Source organism: Cryomorphaceae bacterium 1068, assembly GCA_027214385.1.
Classification (GTDB): domain Bacteria; phylum Bacteroidota; class Bacteroidia; order Flavobacteriales_D; family Cryomorphaceae; genus JAKVAV01.
In genome coordinates this window covers 119278-138956 of the sequence record JAPVXR010000006.1, presented here as the reverse complement: position 1 = coordinate 138956, position 19679 = coordinate 119278, and the positions used below count along the sequence as shown (strand labels likewise).

The 19679-nt window shown below is 40.5% G+C and carries 14 protein-coding genes; 9 read left to right on the top strand and 5 right to left on the bottom strand.

The features are described 5' to 3' along the window. Window positions 1-10 precede the first annotated feature (10 nt). On the bottom strand, window positions 11-631 hold the full coding sequence (locus O3Q51_09800) for a fibronectin type III domain-containing protein (GenBank protein MCZ4409103.1): 621 nt from the start codon (window positions 629-631) through the stop codon (window positions 11-13). A 1685-nt stretch (window positions 632-2316) separates the two neighbouring features. Here O3Q51_09800 and O3Q51_09795 point away from each other — a divergent pair. The 6 genes from O3Q51_09795 to O3Q51_09770 all read left to right on the top strand — a co-directional run bounded on the left by O3Q51_09795 (window position 2317) and on the right by O3Q51_09770 (window position 9131). Next, window positions 2317-2745, top strand: a complete 429-nt coding sequence (locus tag O3Q51_09795) for a hypothetical protein (GenBank protein ID MCZ4409102.1) — start codon at window positions 2317-2319, stop codon at window positions 2743-2745. 266 nt (window positions 2746-3011) lie between these two features. Further along, entirely contained in the window at window positions 3012-3887 is an 876-nt protein-coding gene (locus O3Q51_09790; GenBank protein ID MCZ4409101.1) for a DUF4007 family protein, read from the top strand. Beyond that, window positions 3877-7032 carry a hypothetical protein gene (locus O3Q51_09785; GenBank protein MCZ4409100.1) on the top strand — a complete coding sequence of 1052 codons (3156 nt, stop codon included), beginning with the start codon at window positions 3877-3879 and terminating at the stop codon, window positions 7030-7032. The genes O3Q51_09790 and O3Q51_09785 overlap by 11 nt, the downstream gene beginning before the upstream one ends. Before the next feature lie 4 nt (window positions 7033-7036). Beyond that, complete coding sequence (locus O3Q51_09780; GenBank protein ID MCZ4409099.1) at window positions 7037-8176, top strand: phosphoadenosine phosphosulfate reductase family protein; 1140 nt, start codon at window positions 7037-7039, stop codon at window positions 8174-8176. Between the two features lie 3 nt (window positions 8177-8179). Next, window positions 8180-8575: a hypothetical protein gene (locus tag O3Q51_09775; protein ID MCZ4409098.1), complete on the top strand. Its 396-nt coding sequence runs from the start codon at window positions 8180-8182 to the stop codon at window positions 8573-8575. After that, complete coding sequence (locus O3Q51_09770) at window positions 8532-9131, top strand: hypothetical protein (protein MCZ4409097.1); 600 nt, start codon at window positions 8532-8534, stop codon at window positions 9129-9131. The genes O3Q51_09775 and O3Q51_09770 overlap by 44 nt, the downstream gene beginning before the upstream one ends. Window positions 9132-9371: 240 nt before the next feature. On the opposite strand, the gene O3Q51_09765 is transcribed toward O3Q51_09770, so the two are convergent. The 4 genes from O3Q51_09765 to O3Q51_09750 are packed head-to-tail and all read right to left on the bottom strand — an operon-like array spanning window position 9372 to window position 14085. Then, the gene (locus O3Q51_09765; GenBank protein MCZ4409096.1) at window positions 9372-9893 is read right to left on the bottom strand and encodes a hypothetical protein; all 522 of its coding nucleotides are present in this window, start codon (window positions 9891-9893) and stop codon (window positions 9372-9374) included. 1 nt (window position 9894) lies between these two features. Beyond that, a complete protein-coding gene (locus tag O3Q51_09760; protein MCZ4409095.1) occupies window positions 9895-12066 on the bottom strand; it encodes an AAA family ATPase in 2172 nt (723 codons plus the stop codon). Then, a complete protein-coding gene (locus O3Q51_09755) occupies window positions 12063-12293 on the bottom strand; it encodes a hypothetical protein (GenBank protein ID MCZ4409094.1) in 231 nt (76 codons plus the stop codon). The genes O3Q51_09760 and O3Q51_09755 overlap by 4 nt, the downstream gene beginning before the upstream one ends. A 7-nt stretch (window positions 12294-12300) precedes the next feature. Beyond that, window positions 12301-14085, bottom strand: a complete 1785-nt coding sequence (locus O3Q51_09750) for a DEAD/DEAH box helicase family protein (protein ID MCZ4409093.1) — start codon at window positions 14083-14085, stop codon at window positions 12301-12303. Window positions 14086-14937: 852 nt separating this feature from the next. Between O3Q51_09750 and O3Q51_09745 the strand changes: the two genes are divergently transcribed. The 3 genes from O3Q51_09745 to O3Q51_09735 all read left to right on the top strand — a co-directional run bounded on the left by O3Q51_09745 (window position 14938) and on the right by O3Q51_09735 (window position 19492). Beyond that, on the top strand, window positions 14938-15153 hold the full coding sequence (locus O3Q51_09745) for a DUF2892 domain-containing protein (GenBank protein ID MCZ4409092.1): 216 nt from the start codon (window positions 14938-14940) through the stop codon (window positions 15151-15153). Window positions 15154-15262: 109 nt separating this feature from the next. After that, window positions 15263-15871 (top strand): Crp/Fnr family transcriptional regulator, encoded by a 609-nt coding sequence (locus O3Q51_09740; GenBank protein MCZ4409091.1) that lies wholly within the window; start codon window positions 15263-15265, stop codon window positions 15869-15871. A 600-nt stretch (window positions 15872-16471) separates the two neighbouring features. Beyond that, on the top strand, window positions 16472-19492 hold the full coding sequence (locus tag O3Q51_09735; protein MCZ4409090.1) for a T9SS type A sorting domain-containing protein: 3021 nt from the start codon (window positions 16472-16474) through the stop codon (window positions 19490-19492). Window positions 19493-19679: the final 187 nt, after the last annotated feature.

Genomic DNA, 19679 nt, shown 5'->3' with positions numbered 1-19679 from the left:
CTGCATTCATTTACGCGGCCATAACCGTGGCGGGGTCGCTATACCCACTCATGCCCGAGCGACCGACAGCTTGCACTTTGAACCAGTAGTACTGGCCAGCAGTAAGGTTGTTGATTTCCGCTTTACTCTTCGAGGTGAGGGCTCCCGTGGTCCATTCGGCTTCCACCAAATTGGGATCACTGGTCGTCATCATGATTCGGTACGTCAAGGCATTGGGTACAGGATCCCAGTCCAGTTCTACCACACCGCTATGCGATGAGCGTAGTGCCTTGAGTGCCGCGGGAATGGTGAGGGGAGGAGCAGGCTCCGCTTCATTCCGTACATCAAATCCTGAAGAGAGAATGATGTTCTCATCACCTGCTGCCACCATAGCCACATAATTGGCCAAGACGCGCAACATCTCTTTCAGTTCTTTTCCCACGGTATCCCGCGCTACGCGGTCTCGCTTCGTTCCATCTTCTGCTTCGGTTGCCAAGACCACGAATTCATCCAGTTTGGTTTGAATGTCTGCGAGGTCCGGTGTCGGTGTCGGGAAGTTGGTGTTTCCCGTCATGCGGTTAATCAACTTCCGTGTAAATAATACCAGCGATTTTGTGCTTAGGCTCGCAACACCTGCTTTGATAATTGCCATAACAATATGGTTTTTGAGCATTGGCTTCGTTGCCGCTGCAAGTTGCTTAATGAAACGGGATGGATTTTCAGATGGTTACACAAGTTGCAGTCAGTCAGGGTGTTGCGGATTATTGATTTACATGACTCCGACTTAGGTTAAAATGAAGCGCTGATTTTAACCTGAGTTGAGATCGTGTAAAGGGCCTTTCGGCAAAAAGGGAAACAAGCGGCTTTCGGGAAAGGCTCAGGTTAAATAGCCATTCGTTGCCCAGGGTTTTTTAGGCAAATACTCCCCCTTTTCAAAAAGCCGATTTAACCTGGGACGGTGGAGAAAAAAAATCAAACTTTTTTGAAACGGTATTGAATGGTACCGTCAAAGAAGGGAGATCTCCCCCCTTATTTGACCCCAAAACGGCTGTTTTTGGTTCTTATTTCGGGTCAATTTTGACCAAAATCACCCATTTTTCACACAAAACAGGCTCGTGCTTGAGCAAAAACGGGTTGGTTTTGACTAAAACGATCTTGATTTTGACTAAAAAAAGGTTCACTTTGACCAAAAACAATCTGTTTTTGACTAAAAAGAGAATTTTCTTGACCAAAACAGACTTCGTTTTGACTAAAAGAAAGTCTGCTTTGACTAAAAACACCATTTTTTTACCCAAAAGAGGATTGGTTTTGACTATAAAAAGGATGACTTTGACTAAAACAAGCTTTGTTTTGACCAAAAAAAGTTCGTTTTGGGTGGGGGAAGGATTTTTTGGGTTGAAGAAGAAGGCGTTTTGGAGGAAAGTAAAACCATTCATTCTTATTGGGACGAATTACTGAAACCACCACCAAAATTTGAGTCCTTGACTGTCCACCTGTCATGATGTGATGACCCACATTGTGGCAAATATTCAAATCGATTTTAAGATTCAAATTTTCCTTTCCTTTTACCTTGATATAAAAGGAACAACTAAGCAGAGCGGTCTCACGAGCACAATTAAAAACTAATTTAAGCGAGTAAAAGATCAAGAACCGAAAAATGCTTCCTCCCGCTCCTGAGAATGGCTAAAATCTAATCGAAGTAGTCGGTTTGTAACCGAAAGGACAAGCCCCTTCGCTAGATTTTTACGCAATTCTCAGTTCACAGCTGTCACACGCCCGCGTTTCGGTTCGGGCCCGCGCACTTATATATCCTGGAATCAAATCAATATTCCATCAATGATAAATCTTCCTTCCCGAAGTGTGCCTGGCGGTATTATTACGGTAAATACTGTGAAGCGCAAGTCGAAAAAGGAGGCTTATGGATGACGTAAAAAGTCGTTTTGCCTTATTGTGGGACATTACCCTCGATGGGAGCAGGATATCCATCGCGGCTTTTAACCTAATGCTGCAGAGTGAATCTAATACCAAAATTTGAGTCAATGAATGTCCTCCTCCCATGGAGAACTAAGCGAAGCGTTCTCACGCAGCGAAGCAAGTAACTCAGGTGGATTCAGCGGAGCCTGCGGAGCTGAACACGGAGGTGGATCATCCCAATACCATTAAGAACTCCGCACTCCGAACTACGCACTACGAAATACCCAACCCCATCTCTTTCTTTTTCAAAATCAATGGGTCATTTGCAAGCGCTGATCAACGGTTAGCGGCTTACCGAAATAGTGATTCATCTCGTCACATTTTTTTTCGCCATATTTGAGTTGAACCAAAACGCTACAACCCATGGCAGACAAAAAGATCAACTCACAGCTGATGGCGCCCAACTGCACCTACTATTTTGATTTTGAAAGCAAGAAAGGCAGAGAGGGAAAATTGACCATTACCGAAAGCAGGAGAGAAGGCAATGAATTTGCGCAAAGCCAAATAAGCTTGGATGAAACAGTACTCGGTAAATTTATTGACGAGTTAACCCTTGTATACCGCGAACTGCATCCGCTCCCGATTCAGGAAGAGGTTGCACCGAGAGTGGACGTTAACCCCGTCAGATCAGGAAGCCCTTGGGAGGAAGCAGAATTAAAAGCGATGTGGAATCTCCACCAAAAAGGGAAATCATTCGAGGAAATAGCCGCTGTGCTGGAAAGAACTACCAATGTGGTGAAGGTGAGGTTGAGACAGATGGAGTTTAAAAACAAACACGGCGGAAAGCAATAATGACTCTGAACCAAATCTATTTTGGTTTATATTCGACCGGTGATCGAAGCCCTCTTTAAACTACGTCGCGATAAGGGAAAAGCCCCGTAAAAACTGTTGTTGTTACTAGCATTTTTGCTACATGATGAGGAGACGTAAATAGATTACGTTCATCAGTCGTTCTTTCGCATCCATTGTTTTTCACTAACTCAAGTTGTTAACTACTCTGTGAGAATAGAGTGAAAACTTTGAGTAAGAGAAGCGAATAGAATTACTAATATTGGATAATGGAGACACTTATATTTTCTGGCCATGATACCTTCCATTGCAGGCAGTTCTGGCTAAAGAAGGCGTATGATTTCACGAAGAATGGACATGACTTTAACAATGATGAGGCAGTTCTTGAACTAGGAGTTGGAAAGAACATGGTCACAGCCATTCGCTATTGGGCCAAATGTTTTGGTGTAATTGACAAAGACAACAGCCCGACCGGCATAGCTGAGAAATTGCTTTCAGACAATGGCTGGGATCCTTATTTAGAAGATTTTGGAAGCCTTTGGCTACTACATCATGAACTGGTGACGGGTGAAAGAGCGCCGACTTTTTCGATAATCTTTAATGAACTGATTAGAGAGAGACCTGAATTCGATGCTGATACTTACACCAAATTTATATCTACAAGAAAAGGGGATTACAACGAGAATACGCTCAAGAAGGATTTCACTGTCTTCTACAAAACATACTATGCTGATTTTAAATCAAGTGATATTGAAGATAGTTTCACTGGTATTTTAACCGAACTCAATCTGATCAAGCAATTAAAGAAAACCTTTCTTGACAGTGAAGGCAAAGCAAGAGCCAAGGATGTTTTGCTGATTGAGCGACAGTCAAGAAATGAAATACCATTGCATATTCTGTTGTATGGTATCATAGCGCAAAACCCGGGAGAGGTGTCCATTTCTTTTGATAAACTATATAACGAGCCTAACGGAATTGGGTCTGTGTTCGCATTAAGTCGAGAAGGCCTGACCGAAGCATTGGAAAGAATTTCGAGTGAGCTTAAATACGGCGTAATTTTTAGCAACGAGGCAGGAGTGCGCGAGTTGCAGTTCAAGAAGGTTTTGAAACAAGAAAAAATATTGGAGGATTATTATGGCAAATAAGTTTAGCCCCTCGATCAATATAATTCGCGACGAGAACAAGGATTTTAATTACATCCTTACGCCAAACTCGGAAAAGATTGCCGGTCAAATCGGGCATGATTTCAAGAAGGGAATGCATGCGTTTACTATGATTGGTTCCTATGGAACGGGAAAGTCATCTTTCGTCTTGGAACTGGATAAAAGCATTCGTGGTAAAGGAAAGCTTCCAATTGATCTCGGCTTTAAGCCAAAAAAGGTGCAAACCTTACGCATTGTCGGACAGTACCAATCGCTGATCCAATACATGCATGACTTATTGGATATCAAAGAGGATTTTGAAGGGAATCAAAAAATATTTGATGCTCTCTTTGAGTTAGCGGGATCATCCGATTTGCTTTTGATCTATATAGATGAGTTCGGGAAATTCTTAGAGTACGCTTCAAAGAATAACCCTGACAAGGAACTATACTTTCTTCAGCAACTCGCGGAATTCGTAAGTACCGACAGCCAAAATATTCTACTCCTCACTACGCTTCATCAGAGTTTTGAAGGCTATTCGGCTCAAATAGCGAACGACGTTCAGAAACGAGAGTGGCGCAAGGTGAAAGGTAGATTTCAGGAGCTTACTTTCAATGAGCCTGTTGAGCAATTGCTTTATCTCGCTTCGCAAAAGCTAGGTGGGAAATCAAAGGGTAATCATAACTTTTCAAAACTGGCAAAGGCAAAGCATATTCTGCCTTTTGATATGGAGGAAGTTGAAAAAGTCGAGGCTTCTCTGTCTCCACTTGACATCATTTCAGCAGCTGTATTGACCAAGGCATTACAAGACTATGGTCAGAATGAACGATCCCTTTTCACCTTTTTGGAAAGTGAATTAACACAAACGGATTGGGTGGATGTTGCTGCGGTATATGACTACTTGCTCAACTCTTTTTATTCTCTTTTACAATCACCTTACAGCAACAAGCACTACAAGAATTGGGAAGCTTTTCGAGATGCGGAAGAGCGTTGTGAACTCATGCCCACGAAACAAATTGAGTGTGCGAAAAGGATAGTGAAGACGATCTCTTTACTCCAAGTTTTCAGTGCCAAAAGCAGCCAGGTAGACCAAGAGTTCCTAAGAACATATTTGAGCAAAACGTACAAGAGCGCCGAAATAGATAAAGCGACTGAAGGACTCATTCAGAAGAAGATTATCAAGTTTACCAAATTTGATCAATCATTTAAAATCCTTCAGGGCACTGATGTTGATTTTGACCTAGAGTTAACTCAAGCAGAAGAAGCAGTCGACAGAAATTTCGATGTCGTTTCCAATCTGAAAGAACATTTCGACTTCCCCGTTCTACAGGCGAAAGCTGTGAGCTACAAGAGGGGAACTCCAAGGTTGTTTGCCTTTGAAATTTCCAATACTCCCAATGAAGCCTTAGTTCCAACGGGAGCTATTGACGGTTATATCAATCTCATTTTTTCTGATGATCTAAATATTGATGAGCTCAAAGAGATTTCATCAAATTCAGAGGAAGCTGTTCTGTATGGTTACTTCTCGAATTCTAAGGCGATCAAGGATTATCTGTATGAAATTAGAAAAACCAAAAAAGTTCTGAATGACAACCAAGACGACCATGTTGCCAAACGAGAATTTGAACGAATCATTCAAGCGAACGAAAAGCTATTGAGTCATGAAGTAATTGGTTCTCTTTATTCAGAAAAGGTTAGATGGTTTTATGCCGGATCGGAGAGAGATTCCATTAAAAGTGCCAAAGAGCTGAATGCAGTACTTTCTGAAATCTGCGACTCAAAGTACAATGCAGCGCCTGTGTTCAATAATGAGTTGCTGAACAAGCACAAGATTTCTACTTCCATACATACCGCTCGTAAAAACTTTTTCAAACACCTGACCGAGAATTGGCAGGAAGAAGATTTTGGTTTTGAACAGGATAAGTTCCCTCCGGAAAAAACCATTTACAAGAGTCTTATTGCTGATAATGGGATGCACGTCCTTGAGAATGGGAGTTGGGAACTTGTACCACCATCTGCAAGAAACGGCTTTGATCAGATTTGGAAGGTATGCGAAGAATTTCTGGCTAGTGCTTCAGAGGAAAAACGAAGTATTCTGGACTTGTATGAAATTCTTCAAAATAAACCGTTCAAGCTGAAACAAGGCTTGATAGATTTTTGGGTACCTCTTTTTCTTTTTGCAAAGCGAGGTGATTTTGCGCTCTATGAAGATGGTCGATTTACGCCACAAATAAATGATGCTGTGCTCTACATCATCACGCGTCAACCAAAGCTTTTTGAAGTTAAAGCATTTGCGATTTCCGGTATCAGATTAAAAGTATTCAATCGATACAGGGAGTTCTTGCAACAAGATAATTTGCAAAAGCTGGATAATTCAGGGTTTATCGAAAGTGTTCGACCGTTTCTGGTGTTTTACAAAAACCTTGATAGCTATGCGAAAAAGACAATGCGTCTTTCTAAAGAAGCACTCGATTTAAGAGGTGCAATTGTGAAAGCTCAAGATCCTGAACAAACGTTTTTTCAAGACATTCCCAATGCGCTTCAAATGAATTTGAATGAGTTGGGCAATTCGGATGATGCGCTTGCATCATTTGCGGTAAAGCTCAACGAAGCAATAGACGAGATCAAGAATGCCTATGCTGAACTATTGAACCGCATTGAGATTTACTTGACCAAAGAGGTTATTGGTAAAAAGTCAGAATTTCCCGATTACAAGAAGATTCTTGTCAAACGGTATGCAGGGATAAAAGAGCACAAGCTTTTGCCAAAGCAAAAAGTCTTTGCAGCGAGAATAAATTCGCCATTGAATGATCGTGACAGTTGGCTTGCTTCCATTGGCCAGGCCTTACTATCAAAGCCGCTCAATACCATTGATGACAGTGAAGAAGGCATATTGCTGGACAAGTTGTCGCATATGGTAAAAGAACTGGACAATCTTCAAACTTTGCATAAACTCAAAGCAGAAGATGGCGATCAGTTGATCAAATTGGACATCACTAATGAAGCAGGTCTGGTGAGTACCAACGTGCGCATTCCAAAAGACAAAATTCAAAAGGTGGATTCAGAAGCAGCTGAAATAGAGAAGATACTCGGAAAGAATAAAAACTTAAGATTGGCTATATTGAGCCGTCTATTGAGTAAAACGTGAATCGATGAGTAATTTGAAACATGTTATAGGTATTTCGGGAGGGAAGGACAGCGCCGCCCTAGCCATATATTTGAATAAGCTATATCCACAGCTTGATTTGGTCTACTACTTCTGTGATACGGGAAAAGAACTTGATGAGACCTATCAGCTTATAGAGAACCTTGAAATCTATCTGGGAAAGAAGGTAACGCATCTGAAATCAGAAGATGCTGAGAAAACCGATGAGAATCCTTTTGACCATTACTACAAGGCCTACCGCGGTTACCTTCCTTCGTCCGTAGCACGTTGGTGCACCAAGCAAATGAAACTTGACCCCTTTGAAAAATTTGTTGGCAATGATCCGGTTGTTTCCTACGTAGGAATTCGAGGGGACGAAGACCGAGAAGGCTACATTTCCAAAAAGAACAATATCCAGTCGATATTCCCATTTCGCAGAAATATTTGGTCAGAGGATGTAGTACGCAAACTTTTGGCTAATGGAAATCGGGATTTGGTTAAAGAAATCTACGCTAACCATACTTCAGGGAAGGAGCTAGACAGAATTGTCAAGCTCGTAGAAAATGAGCTTTTACTGGAAGCCAAGAACCACCAACAGAATAAGCGTGCATTTGGTGAGAAACAGAATCTCTTATTGGATAGAGGTACGGCCTTATTTAACCGTGTGACATTTGACTGGCTGAAGTCTACAAGCTATCCGCTGGCTAAAGAGTCTGACTTTCCGCTTCTGGAAAACGAGGACAATCTTAACAGAGCAGATATTTTTCAATTACTGGAAGATTCAGGGGTTGGTGTTCCTGCATATTACAAGAAAGTGGAGTTTGAGGTAAATGGAGAAAAAGGGGAATATGCACGAAGCCGTTCAGGATGCTTCTTCTGTTTCTTTCAGCAAAAGATCGAATGGGTTTGGCTTTACGAGCAACATCCCGATCTGTTTGTACAGGCGCAGCACTACGAGAAAATTGATGAAGGATTCACGTGGAATCAAGATGAATCTTTAGAAGATTTGATCCAGCCAAGACGATTGGAACAAATCAAAATGGATCACATCAAACGTAGCAATAAAAATAAATCCAAAGACTCCAACTACCTGATCGATATTTTAGATGATACGGAAGGGGAAAGTTGTGTGGCTTGTTTTGTTTAAGTCATGAAGAATAAAGTATATCTAGCAGGCGGAATGACAACAGGTTGGCAAGACGATGTTGTCTCGAAATTTAATGGTGAGTTTACCTTTTTTGATCCTCGCAGTCACCTATTGGATTCAGTGGATGAATACACAATATGGGATATGCACTATGTAAAGAATTGCGACATACTGTTCGGGTACATGGAAGAATCAAATCCTTCTGGTTATGGACTTTCGCTTGAAGTTGGATTCGCTAAAGCTCTTGGAAAAACTGTAATACTAGTTGATGAAAGATCACCTAAAGATCAGGCGTTTGAAAGAAATTATAAGTTCATTCAGTCTGTTGCAGATATTTACTTTAACAAAATAGAAGATGGTATTGGTATGCTGCGCTCCTTATCCAGAGGAGTCATTTGATTGGGTTGGGCTTCTCCCGGCTCTGGTTACATTCCTTATTGGAATTGGAGGTTATGTATTAGCATACATGCAAATCTCTAAGCCGCTAAAAGCGGCGAAAAACGAAAGAGAGTTAAGGTCTGTCTCAAAAAAGCTGAATGAATTCTATGCTCCCTTCTATCAATTAAGGAAAAAGAGCTATGCACTTTATGTAGAGTTCAGAAAGAATTGTTTGAAGGAGGATTCTGAATTTACATCAACCTTGAAATATTTGCTTGAGGGAAAGTCCTTTACGGGAAATACAGCGGTTCTATTGGATGAGATCATCCGCATCGGAGAGGAATGTGAATCGTTCATTCACAGGAATGCGGGTCTAATAGATGACGAATCTATCAGAAATGACTTGTTGCCAAGACTTACAACGCATTATAGGCTTCTTAGACTTGCGACAGAAGGTAAACTTAGCGGAGATATTGATACAATAGGAAAGTATACTTTTCCGAGCAAAATTGATGAGCATTTAGAGAATAGAATTAAGGAATTAGAATCCGATATTGCCCGTCTGAGTAAGGGCTAATCCAACATATCCAAAAAACAATTCTCATTCTCACTAAAGAAAGCTGGATCATCTTCTTTCTTAGATCGAATTAGATCAAAACCTCCGTTTGCATATGCTTCTAATAATCCACGTAGTTTGGTGAGTTTTTTTTTGACGTCGTCGTTTTTAATTTTCTCTAATGCAGTAAAGTTAATATCCGATTTTGAAAAGAGAATAAGGCTGCATCCGTCAATTAATAATAGATTCCCTCAAACTGTTTTACACATGTTTCGATTCTAAAATCATATCCAAAAATGATGTCGATTGAAGAAAATAGTTTGGATTATCTTCTATTTTTTCCGTGATCAAGATGAGGCCACCATTGGTATAAGCCTCCATAGTTGCTATTAAAGACTTTACTGCATCATCTTCATCCAATTCACCTTTTTCTAGGGCGATTAAATCAATGTCTGTTTTTGCCATAACAGCAATAAACATATTCTCTTGAAGGTTCGTAAAATCCTTACGAGTTGAAATAGTTGTTTTGCTGCCCCAGTGCTGAATATGATGGCTGAAATCAGTTTTCTTTTCTGTCTTAGGAATGGGAGCAAATTCGCTGTTATATAGACCTAAGAAAAAGGCATATGTGTAAAGTTCGTAGTTTGTGCTAAAGTGCTTTCCAAGATTTATTTTCTTTTCACCTTCAGCTCCACCTTTTTGAGATAAAGAATTAAATAATTCCTTGTGAATCTCGCTATATTTTGGAATTCTAGTTTTCCATTTATCAAATAGATTATTCATTTTATAACGGAATTATTTCTGTGTTTAAAGTTGATAGGTCTTTTTTATTGAACGGCCGCTCAAGTTTAACCCAAAAAGCTTTTTCTCTTTGAATAGAATTAAACTCTCCCTTTATGTACAGGTCTTTAACAGTGCCATCGGGATTTCTGATTGAGCCAATAAAGTCTTTCAAAAAGATGATTTTCTGGTTGGTAGTTTTGTAGATTAAATTTAGAAAGTCACCAGTTTTGGTTTCACCAAATGATGAAGTTGGAGCATCAAAAATCATCGGGTATGTCTCATCTCTGACCTCATGCGCCAATTCAGAAATTGCCAGCAGGATTGAAATATTCATGGAGGTTCTCACAGCGGTACCAGGTACAAAGTATCTACCTCCTTCTTCAATAAGCGAGACGTCTATTTTGAATTTAGTCTCACCAAGCTTTCGTTTTGTAAACTTAATCTGACCAGTAAAAGCTTCGACGTTAATATTATTGAGAAACTTATTTGATTTAGTTTCTAAACTAATTATAAACTCGTCGAACTTTCTATTCTTCGTTTCGATTATTATTGTCTCTATGTCCCGAAGTATATTTCTGGTGTTTATGAGAAATGAGCTGGCCGAGTCTAAATCTATTTTATTTTTCTCTTCTTCTTTAGCATTCAGTTTTTCTGAAATGTCTGCGAGTGCTCCCTGAATTTCTATCTGATCTTTTTTTGCAGAATTTAAATCAGATTGCCAAGAAGTATAGTTTTTAAAAACGCCTATTAGAGTTTCTTCATCACCTATTTTAGAGTTACCCAGGATTCTTTCTCTTTCTGTTTTTTCCTTATTTAGCTGATTTTCATACTTTTCAATTTCTTTTTTTCGTTTATAGTTGAATTCAAAATGCTCACCAATTTTTGATTTAATTAACCTATAGTTTTTCAAGTTGTCTTCATGACTTATTTTTAAATTGTCAAGTCTATTCGTATAATCGTATTTGAATAGATCCTCTTGGGTCTCGGAATTATCTGTTGTAATATCTTGGCTAGACAAATAGTCTTTGAGTCTTTCAGCCATAAATTTATAAGGCTTTGATCCTTTTGGTGCAGGTGTATTACACACTTTACAGACTTTATCTTTAAGCATTTCTTCCATGTGATCTTTAGATGGAACGCCAATGGGGAGAGGAACAGCATTATTCAATAACTCTTCCTTAGCTTTTTTCTCACCTTCTTTTATTCCCTTGAGCCTATCAAATTCAGATTGAAGCTTTCTCCTCTCCTGACTATGTGTGGTGATTTTTTTGCTAAACTCTTTTTGAAAAGGTTCAAAATTGACTAATATCCAACTTTCGTCGAAGAGTGATTGGGTGAAGTTCTCATCAATAATAGAGTTAAGGGAGGATATTTTCTCTTTTGTTTTTTGAATCCTTTCATTAATTATTTTAAGATCTTTTGCATTATCAACGTATTTTTCTGCCTCTGATATATTCTTTTCAAGATTTGAAATCTCCTCTTCCGTTGAATCTCGAAAAATCAACTTCTCTTTTTTCTCTTTTTGAAGTATTTGGATATCTCTCTCTAGATTTTGATATTCTCGTTGATTTTTTTGATTTTGTTTCGTTGAAGTGTCTACAGCCTTTTCGGCTTTCTCTCTTAAAAAGCTTATTTTCTCTGTGTATTTATCAAAGTGTCTAGCCTCAGAAAAGAGATTGATTAGGTTTGATAATGCTTCATCATTTTCGAAAATATTTAATTGAGTTTCCCCTTTGAACATTGAATATCTTCGAATTTGATGAGGGAAGACTCTATTTAGCAAGATTTGAGCATTTTTGGGTTCTCTCTGACCCGTATTAAAATCAGTTTCTTCCCCTTCAAAGATCAAGTTTGATGTTTCAATTTTATTTTCGGATTGTTTCTGAACAGCGAAACTTCGTGTAATTTTAAATTCGGAGTCAAATTGATGAACAATCATTGAGACGCTAACTCTAAAACCATCACCTGGAGATATTTCTTTTATTTTTTTTGCAGATGCCAATGTGCCTAAATCTTCGTTTTGTCCTGTGAACAACCAATCGATAGCTTCGAAGAATTTAGTCTTTCCTTCATTATTTTCTCCTAAGACAATATTGAGACCATCTTCGAACTGGCAAGAATTTAAACCGTAGTAGCAGAGATAGTTTTCAATTTGGATCTTTTTAATTATCATATCGCGGTGTTTAAATACTGAAGAATAATGTTTCTTAGTTCATTATCCGTTGATGATGGAGATTTTTCTAAACTATCGACTATTAGAGCAATAGCTTTAACTATTGGTGTATCAGAGTTTAAGGCTTCTCTAACCGTATTTGGTAATTCAGTGTCCTGTAGATTATACTTGGTATAAATAAGCTCGTGCTCTAAAAAGCTTTTAAATATATTGTCTTTTCTTGCCATAGGAATGTTATATATCGTTCAAATTTAAGCTGTAGTAATCGAGAGTTTTCTTAAACGTTTCGTATGTCTCAGTCTTGTTCATCGCCAAATGTGCAAAATCAACAACCCTTTCAAGTTCTTTTCGAACTAACCCTCTTTCCATTTCAAATGTGTTTTCTTCAGAGCTTATTTCGGGAACGACTACTAAATCATGGATGGTAGCATGTATCTTATCATCGTGGAGCCTTAAAACCCTTCCCCTTCTTTGAATGAACTGTCTTGGATTACCCGTACTTGCGCAAAAAATTGCCAACTCTGATCGCGGTACATCAACACCTTCGTCCAGGCATTTCATTGAAGTCAAAACGTGGATTCTCCCATTTTCATAGTCCTTCAAGATATCGTCTCTATTTGTCGAGTTGGATGTAAATTGTTTCACCATCACGGAATCATCAGTGCTGCTGACAGCCTTTGTATATTCGTTAATCAGTCTTTTTTCATCCTCAGTTTCAACTGTAAAATCCATTTCGGCAAAATCAGACTCAACACCCTCTGGTACATATACTAAGGTATACTTCAAGTTCTTTCGCTTTTCGAACTCAAATTTTAAAATGGACCTAAATGAATCTAATTTGTTTAGTGCTTTATGAATGATGCGTTTTCTTTCTAAAAGTTTTTTCTCAATCTCGGGAGTACTTCTGAAAGCACCTGTTGATTTGTCAAACATGCCCATCCTGAGTAACTGTAGAGATAAATCCTTGTACTTCTTCATTTCTTGAACTGTAAGCCTAACTATATGCGGATGATATGTGTACCTACAGAGCCATCCAATATTGAGCGCTTCTTCCATAGAATACGATAAAATGTACGGAGGCTCATCACTGAAGAATTCTTCAATGGCCTTATTTCCTGTTTCATCAAACTTCCTGTGTGGGGTGGCGGATAACCCTATACGTTTCTTAAGATGGATTTTTGGCAGAATTTTCAAGATTCCTTTTGACCCGAGATTATGAGTTTCATCCGCAATTAGAATAGTGTCATTTGGAAGTTTCTTAAAGAAGCTTTGAAATTTGCGCCGTGTTAATGACGCATAGGTTACAATTACAATATATGAGGGTTCAATTAGCTTTGAAGCAGTGTTAAAAAAGGCAAGATTGTTATCCCATTTCACTTTCGAACTAACTGAAATTACGTTTTTGAAGTTAAACTTCGCACATTCTTGTTTCCACTGTTCAACTAATGCAGTTGTCGGGACCGTTATAATTGCCCTATATACTTTCGTTTTTTGATATTCTTCCAACAAACAATTCAGCGAAGTAATCGTCTTTCCAGTACCCGTGGCCATAGCAAAGACACCGGAGTAGCCGTTCTTTTTCCAAGCTTCATAAGCTTCAGCCTGATAATCTCGGGGGCCATCTTTAAAAGGAAAGCGGGGTAAACCTTTGATATCCGCCACATAGTAGTCAAACCGTTTTTTCTTCTTTTCAACAAGAGCGGCCACCTTTGCTCCGTAACTTGAGTTCTGATTGAGCTCGATCGAATCCTCAAGTAACTCGTCCAACTCTTTATTCTGACCTGTTTTTTGAATGACAACTTCCAGTTCATCGGAACTTAAATGCCTGTATTGCCCATGCTTACCGTTGAAGATGTCTTCAAACTTTTGTTTAGCTTCATCAATACGCGCATTGAAAGTTGTATTTCCCGTCCATGATACATTGACTTCAAAGCTTTCGGAATTTCTCAAAATGGCAGCGGTAGTGAAGTTTATGCTTCCATCCGTTGATATCCAGTTTTTGCCATCTGAAAGAATCATTTCCTTGGCGTGAGCTAAATCAACGTTGTTGAACTTTACAGGTTTGATTTGAAGCCTGTTCTTTTTTTGAAGGTACCGTAAGCAGTCAAAAAAATGCTGGTCAATTTTACTGAAGGTGCGCTGAAGGTGCTCTATGTCGTTCAATGGAATTACTCGATCTTCAAATTCGAGATCCACTCTTTCGAAAAGCTCTTCCTTGTCGCGTAAAGCAAAGTAGTGGTTGGTCACTATTCTCATAGTGCCACCATTGTAGATAAACTCGGCAAATGAGGATGCTAATGTTTTAAACGCGTTGGTGCTAAAATATCCCAGTAGTAAATCGATGTGTTTTGCCTTTGGGAAAGCTTCCTCATAAAAAGCCAATGGGATATTGTCCGAGTCGGAGCTATACTTAAGTGTATCGGGAAATTCTATGTCCGTGAATAAATTATTCAACTCTGCTAGCAGATAAGTTACTCGCGAGGATATTTGAAAGACGTGGCGTCAAACACCCCTTTCTCATTTCATTCCTGAACTTTATTTCGAATCTCACTTCTTAATCAGTTTTGGTTCCCTCCAAATATAGACTTCCCCCCTCAAAAATCCAACTCACATTTCGTGATAAACTCAAACACCATTCTGCGCTCAACCAAACCCCACCATAGCAGCTCGCTCAAACCTCACCACCCCTATACACTCTTTTACATCCCGTTTTCATCGGCACTCCAAGCTGAATAATTGCCGCCTACCTCGTCGAGCTCGGTACAGGCTCTTGAGGGCTGGTTAGCCATTAATTTTTCGAGTGGTAACAATTGTTACTGCATAGCAAAAGGGACTCCTTTAGCTTTGAATTGAATTTAAAAACCAAACGTCATGAAAAAGAATATGGGAACCGCAGACAAAGTGATCCGCATCGCGATTGCAGCCATTATCGCCACCCTCTATTTTACCAATGTAATCAGTGGAACAGTGGGGCTCGTCTTATTGATCTTAGGAGCAGTCTTTGTGCTGACCAGCCTCGTGAGCTTTTGCCCGCTTTATGCGCCTTTTGGCATTAGCACTTGCTCGGTAAAGAGCCGTAAGGCCTGACGATCTTGAGGGATGCTTTCCGGGCTTGGCAGGAAGAGGGCCTGGCCCGTAAGGATTGTTCTGAATTTTAACTGGAAGAAATTTATCTTGCTTGAAATTCGAGGCAATTATGAACGACATACACCTTCCGTTTCATCCTGAGCTCAAAAAGGAAGTGCTGATGCATTCCATAGAGAAAGAGGTACCGGCAGGCACGGAACTTCTCCGCGACGGGCAATACGTCAAGCTCATTCCTTTGGTGCTATCGGGCATGCTCAAAGTGTCCTCACATTTTGAAGAGCGAGACCTCTTGCTCTATTACATCAGGCCCGCCGAAAGTTGTGTTATGTCCTTCACCTGTGTCATTAAGGATGAGGTGGCTTTCGGAACGGCCGTGGCCGAGGAGGATTCAAAACTGCTCTTGATGCCCGCCGATAAGGTGACAAAATGGGCTTTGCGCTATCCCGAAATGAATCGGCTGTTTCTCGATCAATACAGCTTGCGCTATACGGAATTGATCGACACGCTGCATCAATACGTGTTCAGAAATTTGGACGCCCGTCTGCTCAGTTACCTGAAAAAAGAAGTGGAACTAAAAAATGAGAATCCGCTGAAGATAAGCCATCGGGAGATTGCCTCCGATCTGGGAACGGTGCGCGAAGTGATCAGCCGACTGATGCGCAAACTGGAAAAAGAGGGGCATATACATCAAATCGGAAACAGCATTCAGGTCCATTAATCCATTCAATCATCAAAAAAACCACCCATCGCGAAAACCTTCATTTCCTTCGTATGGGGCATTCTTCTTTTTGTTAGAGCTATCGGCTTGATCCTCTAATGAGGGATAGGGCGGTTTAATTGACAATTGTGTTTGGGTTTATTGCATTTGGTTGGAGGGCAGGACCTTTTTTTAGCCTTTAGCTATTAGCTATTAGCTGTTAGCCTTTAGCTACTAGCTTTTAGCTCGGTCCTGCTATTAGGTAGACAACCGTCACATCGGCACATCCGCCTTACTCACCTCTTTTTCTCGGGCTATCTCCAAGGCGCGCTCCTTGTCTTCCGTTTCAGCTTAAAGTCGGAAAGACTGAGTTTGAATAAGGCAAAGGGTATTTTATTCAGAACGTCTCAGGATACATAGATGGAATAAATCTGCTGGTTTCTTACGCGAAGGTAAAATTGGAATAAGGCGAGGAAAATGGAAATGAAAGGTGAAAAAAGAAAAGTATTTTCGAGTAAATCCGTTTCAATATGTGAGCCTATTATTTGATTGGTATAGCCTATTTCAATGTCTTTCCCCTTCAGTTATTCGAGTGTTAACAGACGATCAATTTAACCAACTATGAGATCTTTACTTTTCTTCGCTATGGCGTTAATGCTGAGCGACCTTTCCGCCCAAACTACTATTTCATCAACAAATCCTGAGAAGAACAGCTTACCTGCTGTTTCAGAAAAAATTAAATCACAGGCTATTCCTAAGTCCGAGGCGAATGTCCTTCTCGAATCTGACTTTTCGGATGTATCTGAATGGATAGTGGACAGCGACTTCGGAGGAACTTGGGTTCAGTCTTTTGATGGGCCTCAGGGCCAGTTTAGCATTGGGCCTATAGAATCTACTACAGCTGACAATGGTTTTGCACTTTATGATTCCAACACCATCTGTGCTGATTTTGATGTCACTGCAACCATTCAGTATGCCCAGCCACTTGATCTTTCAGATGTAGAATTTGCAGATATTACGGTGCAAACATATTACAGGCAGTTTCAGGGTACCTGCAGTTTTCAGTACTCTACGAATGGCGGCCAAAACTGGACAACGACCTTTTTGTTTACCGATTTGGATGTGAATGTAGCAACGCCGAATCCATTGTTCCTGACGATTCCAAATGCGCTACCCGGAGGTTTTGATGAAGTACTTTTCCGATTCAGATATGACGGCGCATGCGACTATGCTTGGATGTTAGATGATTTGGTAGTTACTGAGACGGCAGATTTCAATTTGGCCATCAATGATTTCTACTATGATTCATATCTCCTTTTCGAAGACTTTGTTACCGGAGATGATGGAGAATTGGCCGCTGAGAATTATGAGTACACCGATTATAAAACGAGCCAGGTGAGACCACTCACATTCCTGGGTTTCATTGAAAATGTTGGGGCGGAGCCTCTCACGAATGTTGTAATGACAGTCACCCTAACCACTCCTGCCGGTATCGAAGAATTTACGTCAGATCCGATAGCTGTTTTACCTACGCTTGCAGAAGATACACTTCAAATAGAAGATGTATTACCCGAGGCTTTTCTCTCAGGTGGGTTGATCGGAAGCTATTCAGTTGTCGCCGAGGTGAGCTGCGATCAAGACGAGGTAATCCTTGTCGATAATCAGTCAGAGACCAAACAATTTCAAGTGAATGATGAGTTTTTAGGGAATTTTTTTGATCAGGCCACAGCCAGCGATTTATCCTATCTCTCTTCGGCCTTCTTCAGTGATGATCAAATATACGGGTCGGTGTTTTATTTAGTGAATCCGGATTCGGTCAATTATATTGAGTTTGCCTATGGAAATGTGAACATACTATTCAACGAGAATGAGGTTTTCTTAAATATCCGCAGGGCGAACGTGCTCGGTGATCCAAGTGAAACTGACTCACTCTATTTTGGCTTGGAAGAAGTGAATTACATCGTTCAGGAGGCTGATCTTACTGAAGATAGTTTGAATTTGATTCGCGTTTATTTGCCCAATTCGGTTCAATTGAGTTCGGGTCTGCATCAAGTTGAGGTTTTGGTTCCTTTTGAACCTTTGACAAACGGCACTATTCCGCTTGTTCGCAATGCTGAATTCACCTCGGGTACCTTCTTCGATTTTGATGAGTTCTCCGGAGGGCCTCAAGGATGGTTCGTTTTCGGTGATGACAATCCCGCCATCAGGTGTGGTTTTGATCCTGCTTTTAACGCCCCTATAGTCATCACTTCGCAACCGGAGTCGGAAGAAAATGCCTGCATCAACTCTTCTGTGACCTTCAGTGTAGAAGGGGAGAATATTGAAGAATATCAATGGCAACGATCAAGCAATCTCGATGGAGAGTGGTTTGACCTTTTTGAAGCAAATGAGCCCTCCTATACCATTGCATCGGTAGATTTCTTTGACAGTGGGACGTTCTACCGCTGCAGAGTGAGCAATGGATTTAGCACGGAATTCACAGAGCCGGCAGCGCTTTCCTTGGACAATATAGCTCCACAACTTACCGTAACTGCTGACATTCCATTGGTTTTTGAATCAGGATTGAACTGTGAAAATGGTTTGATACCCAATTTGATTGACGATGGTATTGTTATCGCAACAGACAATTGTCCGATTTCATCAAGTGGATTTACCACTTTCCAAAACCCGGTGCCCGGCTCTGTAGCTGAGTTGGAAGGAACGATAACATTGGATGTATTCGATGGATTGGGTAATTCGGGATTTGTGGCATTGGATTATGTGGTGGTAGATTTATCTCCACCTCTACCTGACGCAGATAGTTTGGAGACCTTAACTCTTGGTTGTGGTGAAGCAGTCTTAAACATACCTTCAGCGGTCGATAACTGTTCCGGCGTTATTCAAGGTCAAACGGAGAATGAAACAGTTTTCTTTGAAGAAGGCGAATACGAGATCGTGTGGTCGTATCAAGACGAGTCCGGGAATGAAACCACCCAAACTCAACAGGTTATTGTTCTAGGTGGTAATTGCTGTAATGCCTCTATTATTAACGTTTTAACCCTCGATACCTTGTGGCTTCAGGATCCGGTTTGTCCCGGAGACACGACGGCCGTTCTTATAAGATTCCCCAATACGGTTGTTATCCCTCCGGGGGGTGGATATGCCTTGCGATTTTTCCCAACCAATCCATTGGATCCGGACTACTTCACAATAATTAATCAACGCGTTTACAAATTTGACAATACCCTGAACGGGATCGCAAATCCGGGAATAGAAGGAACATATCTGGTTTATGGTTTTGTGTTCAGCGATCCGAATGATCCTTTGGGTTCGATTTGTGCTCAGACCGAGACGCCTCGAATCTATGAAGTACTATCTCCTGAAGATGAGGGATGCTCAAGTATAGTGGAATTGCAAGGTGGGGTGACTGAGTCATTGATTTATCCAAATCCGGCAAACGATAGAATTACCATCGTCGATAATCTTTCGGGAACTTCCGTCATCGAAATATACGATCTGCAAGGTCGCCTGGTTTTAGAAGTTCAGAATGGTGGCTCCGATTTGTCTAAAACTGTTGATGTTTCATCGCTGGTGTCGGGTGTTTATACGATCAAAACAATCGGAAAGAACGGACTCTCAGTAGGGCACTTCTTAAAGGAATAGAGCAAGCGATGTCTACGTGATAAAATAGAGTGGAGATGTTTTCACGGAGGACATCACACAACGAAGTGTCCTTTCTTTGGATTTGGTTAGGCAGATCGGTTTCGTCACAATTATTGGAATGAAAACTATTTGCTATCCATTCCGCTGGTTATGTCAACCTTCGGCCACTTATTGTTCTAATACCCAA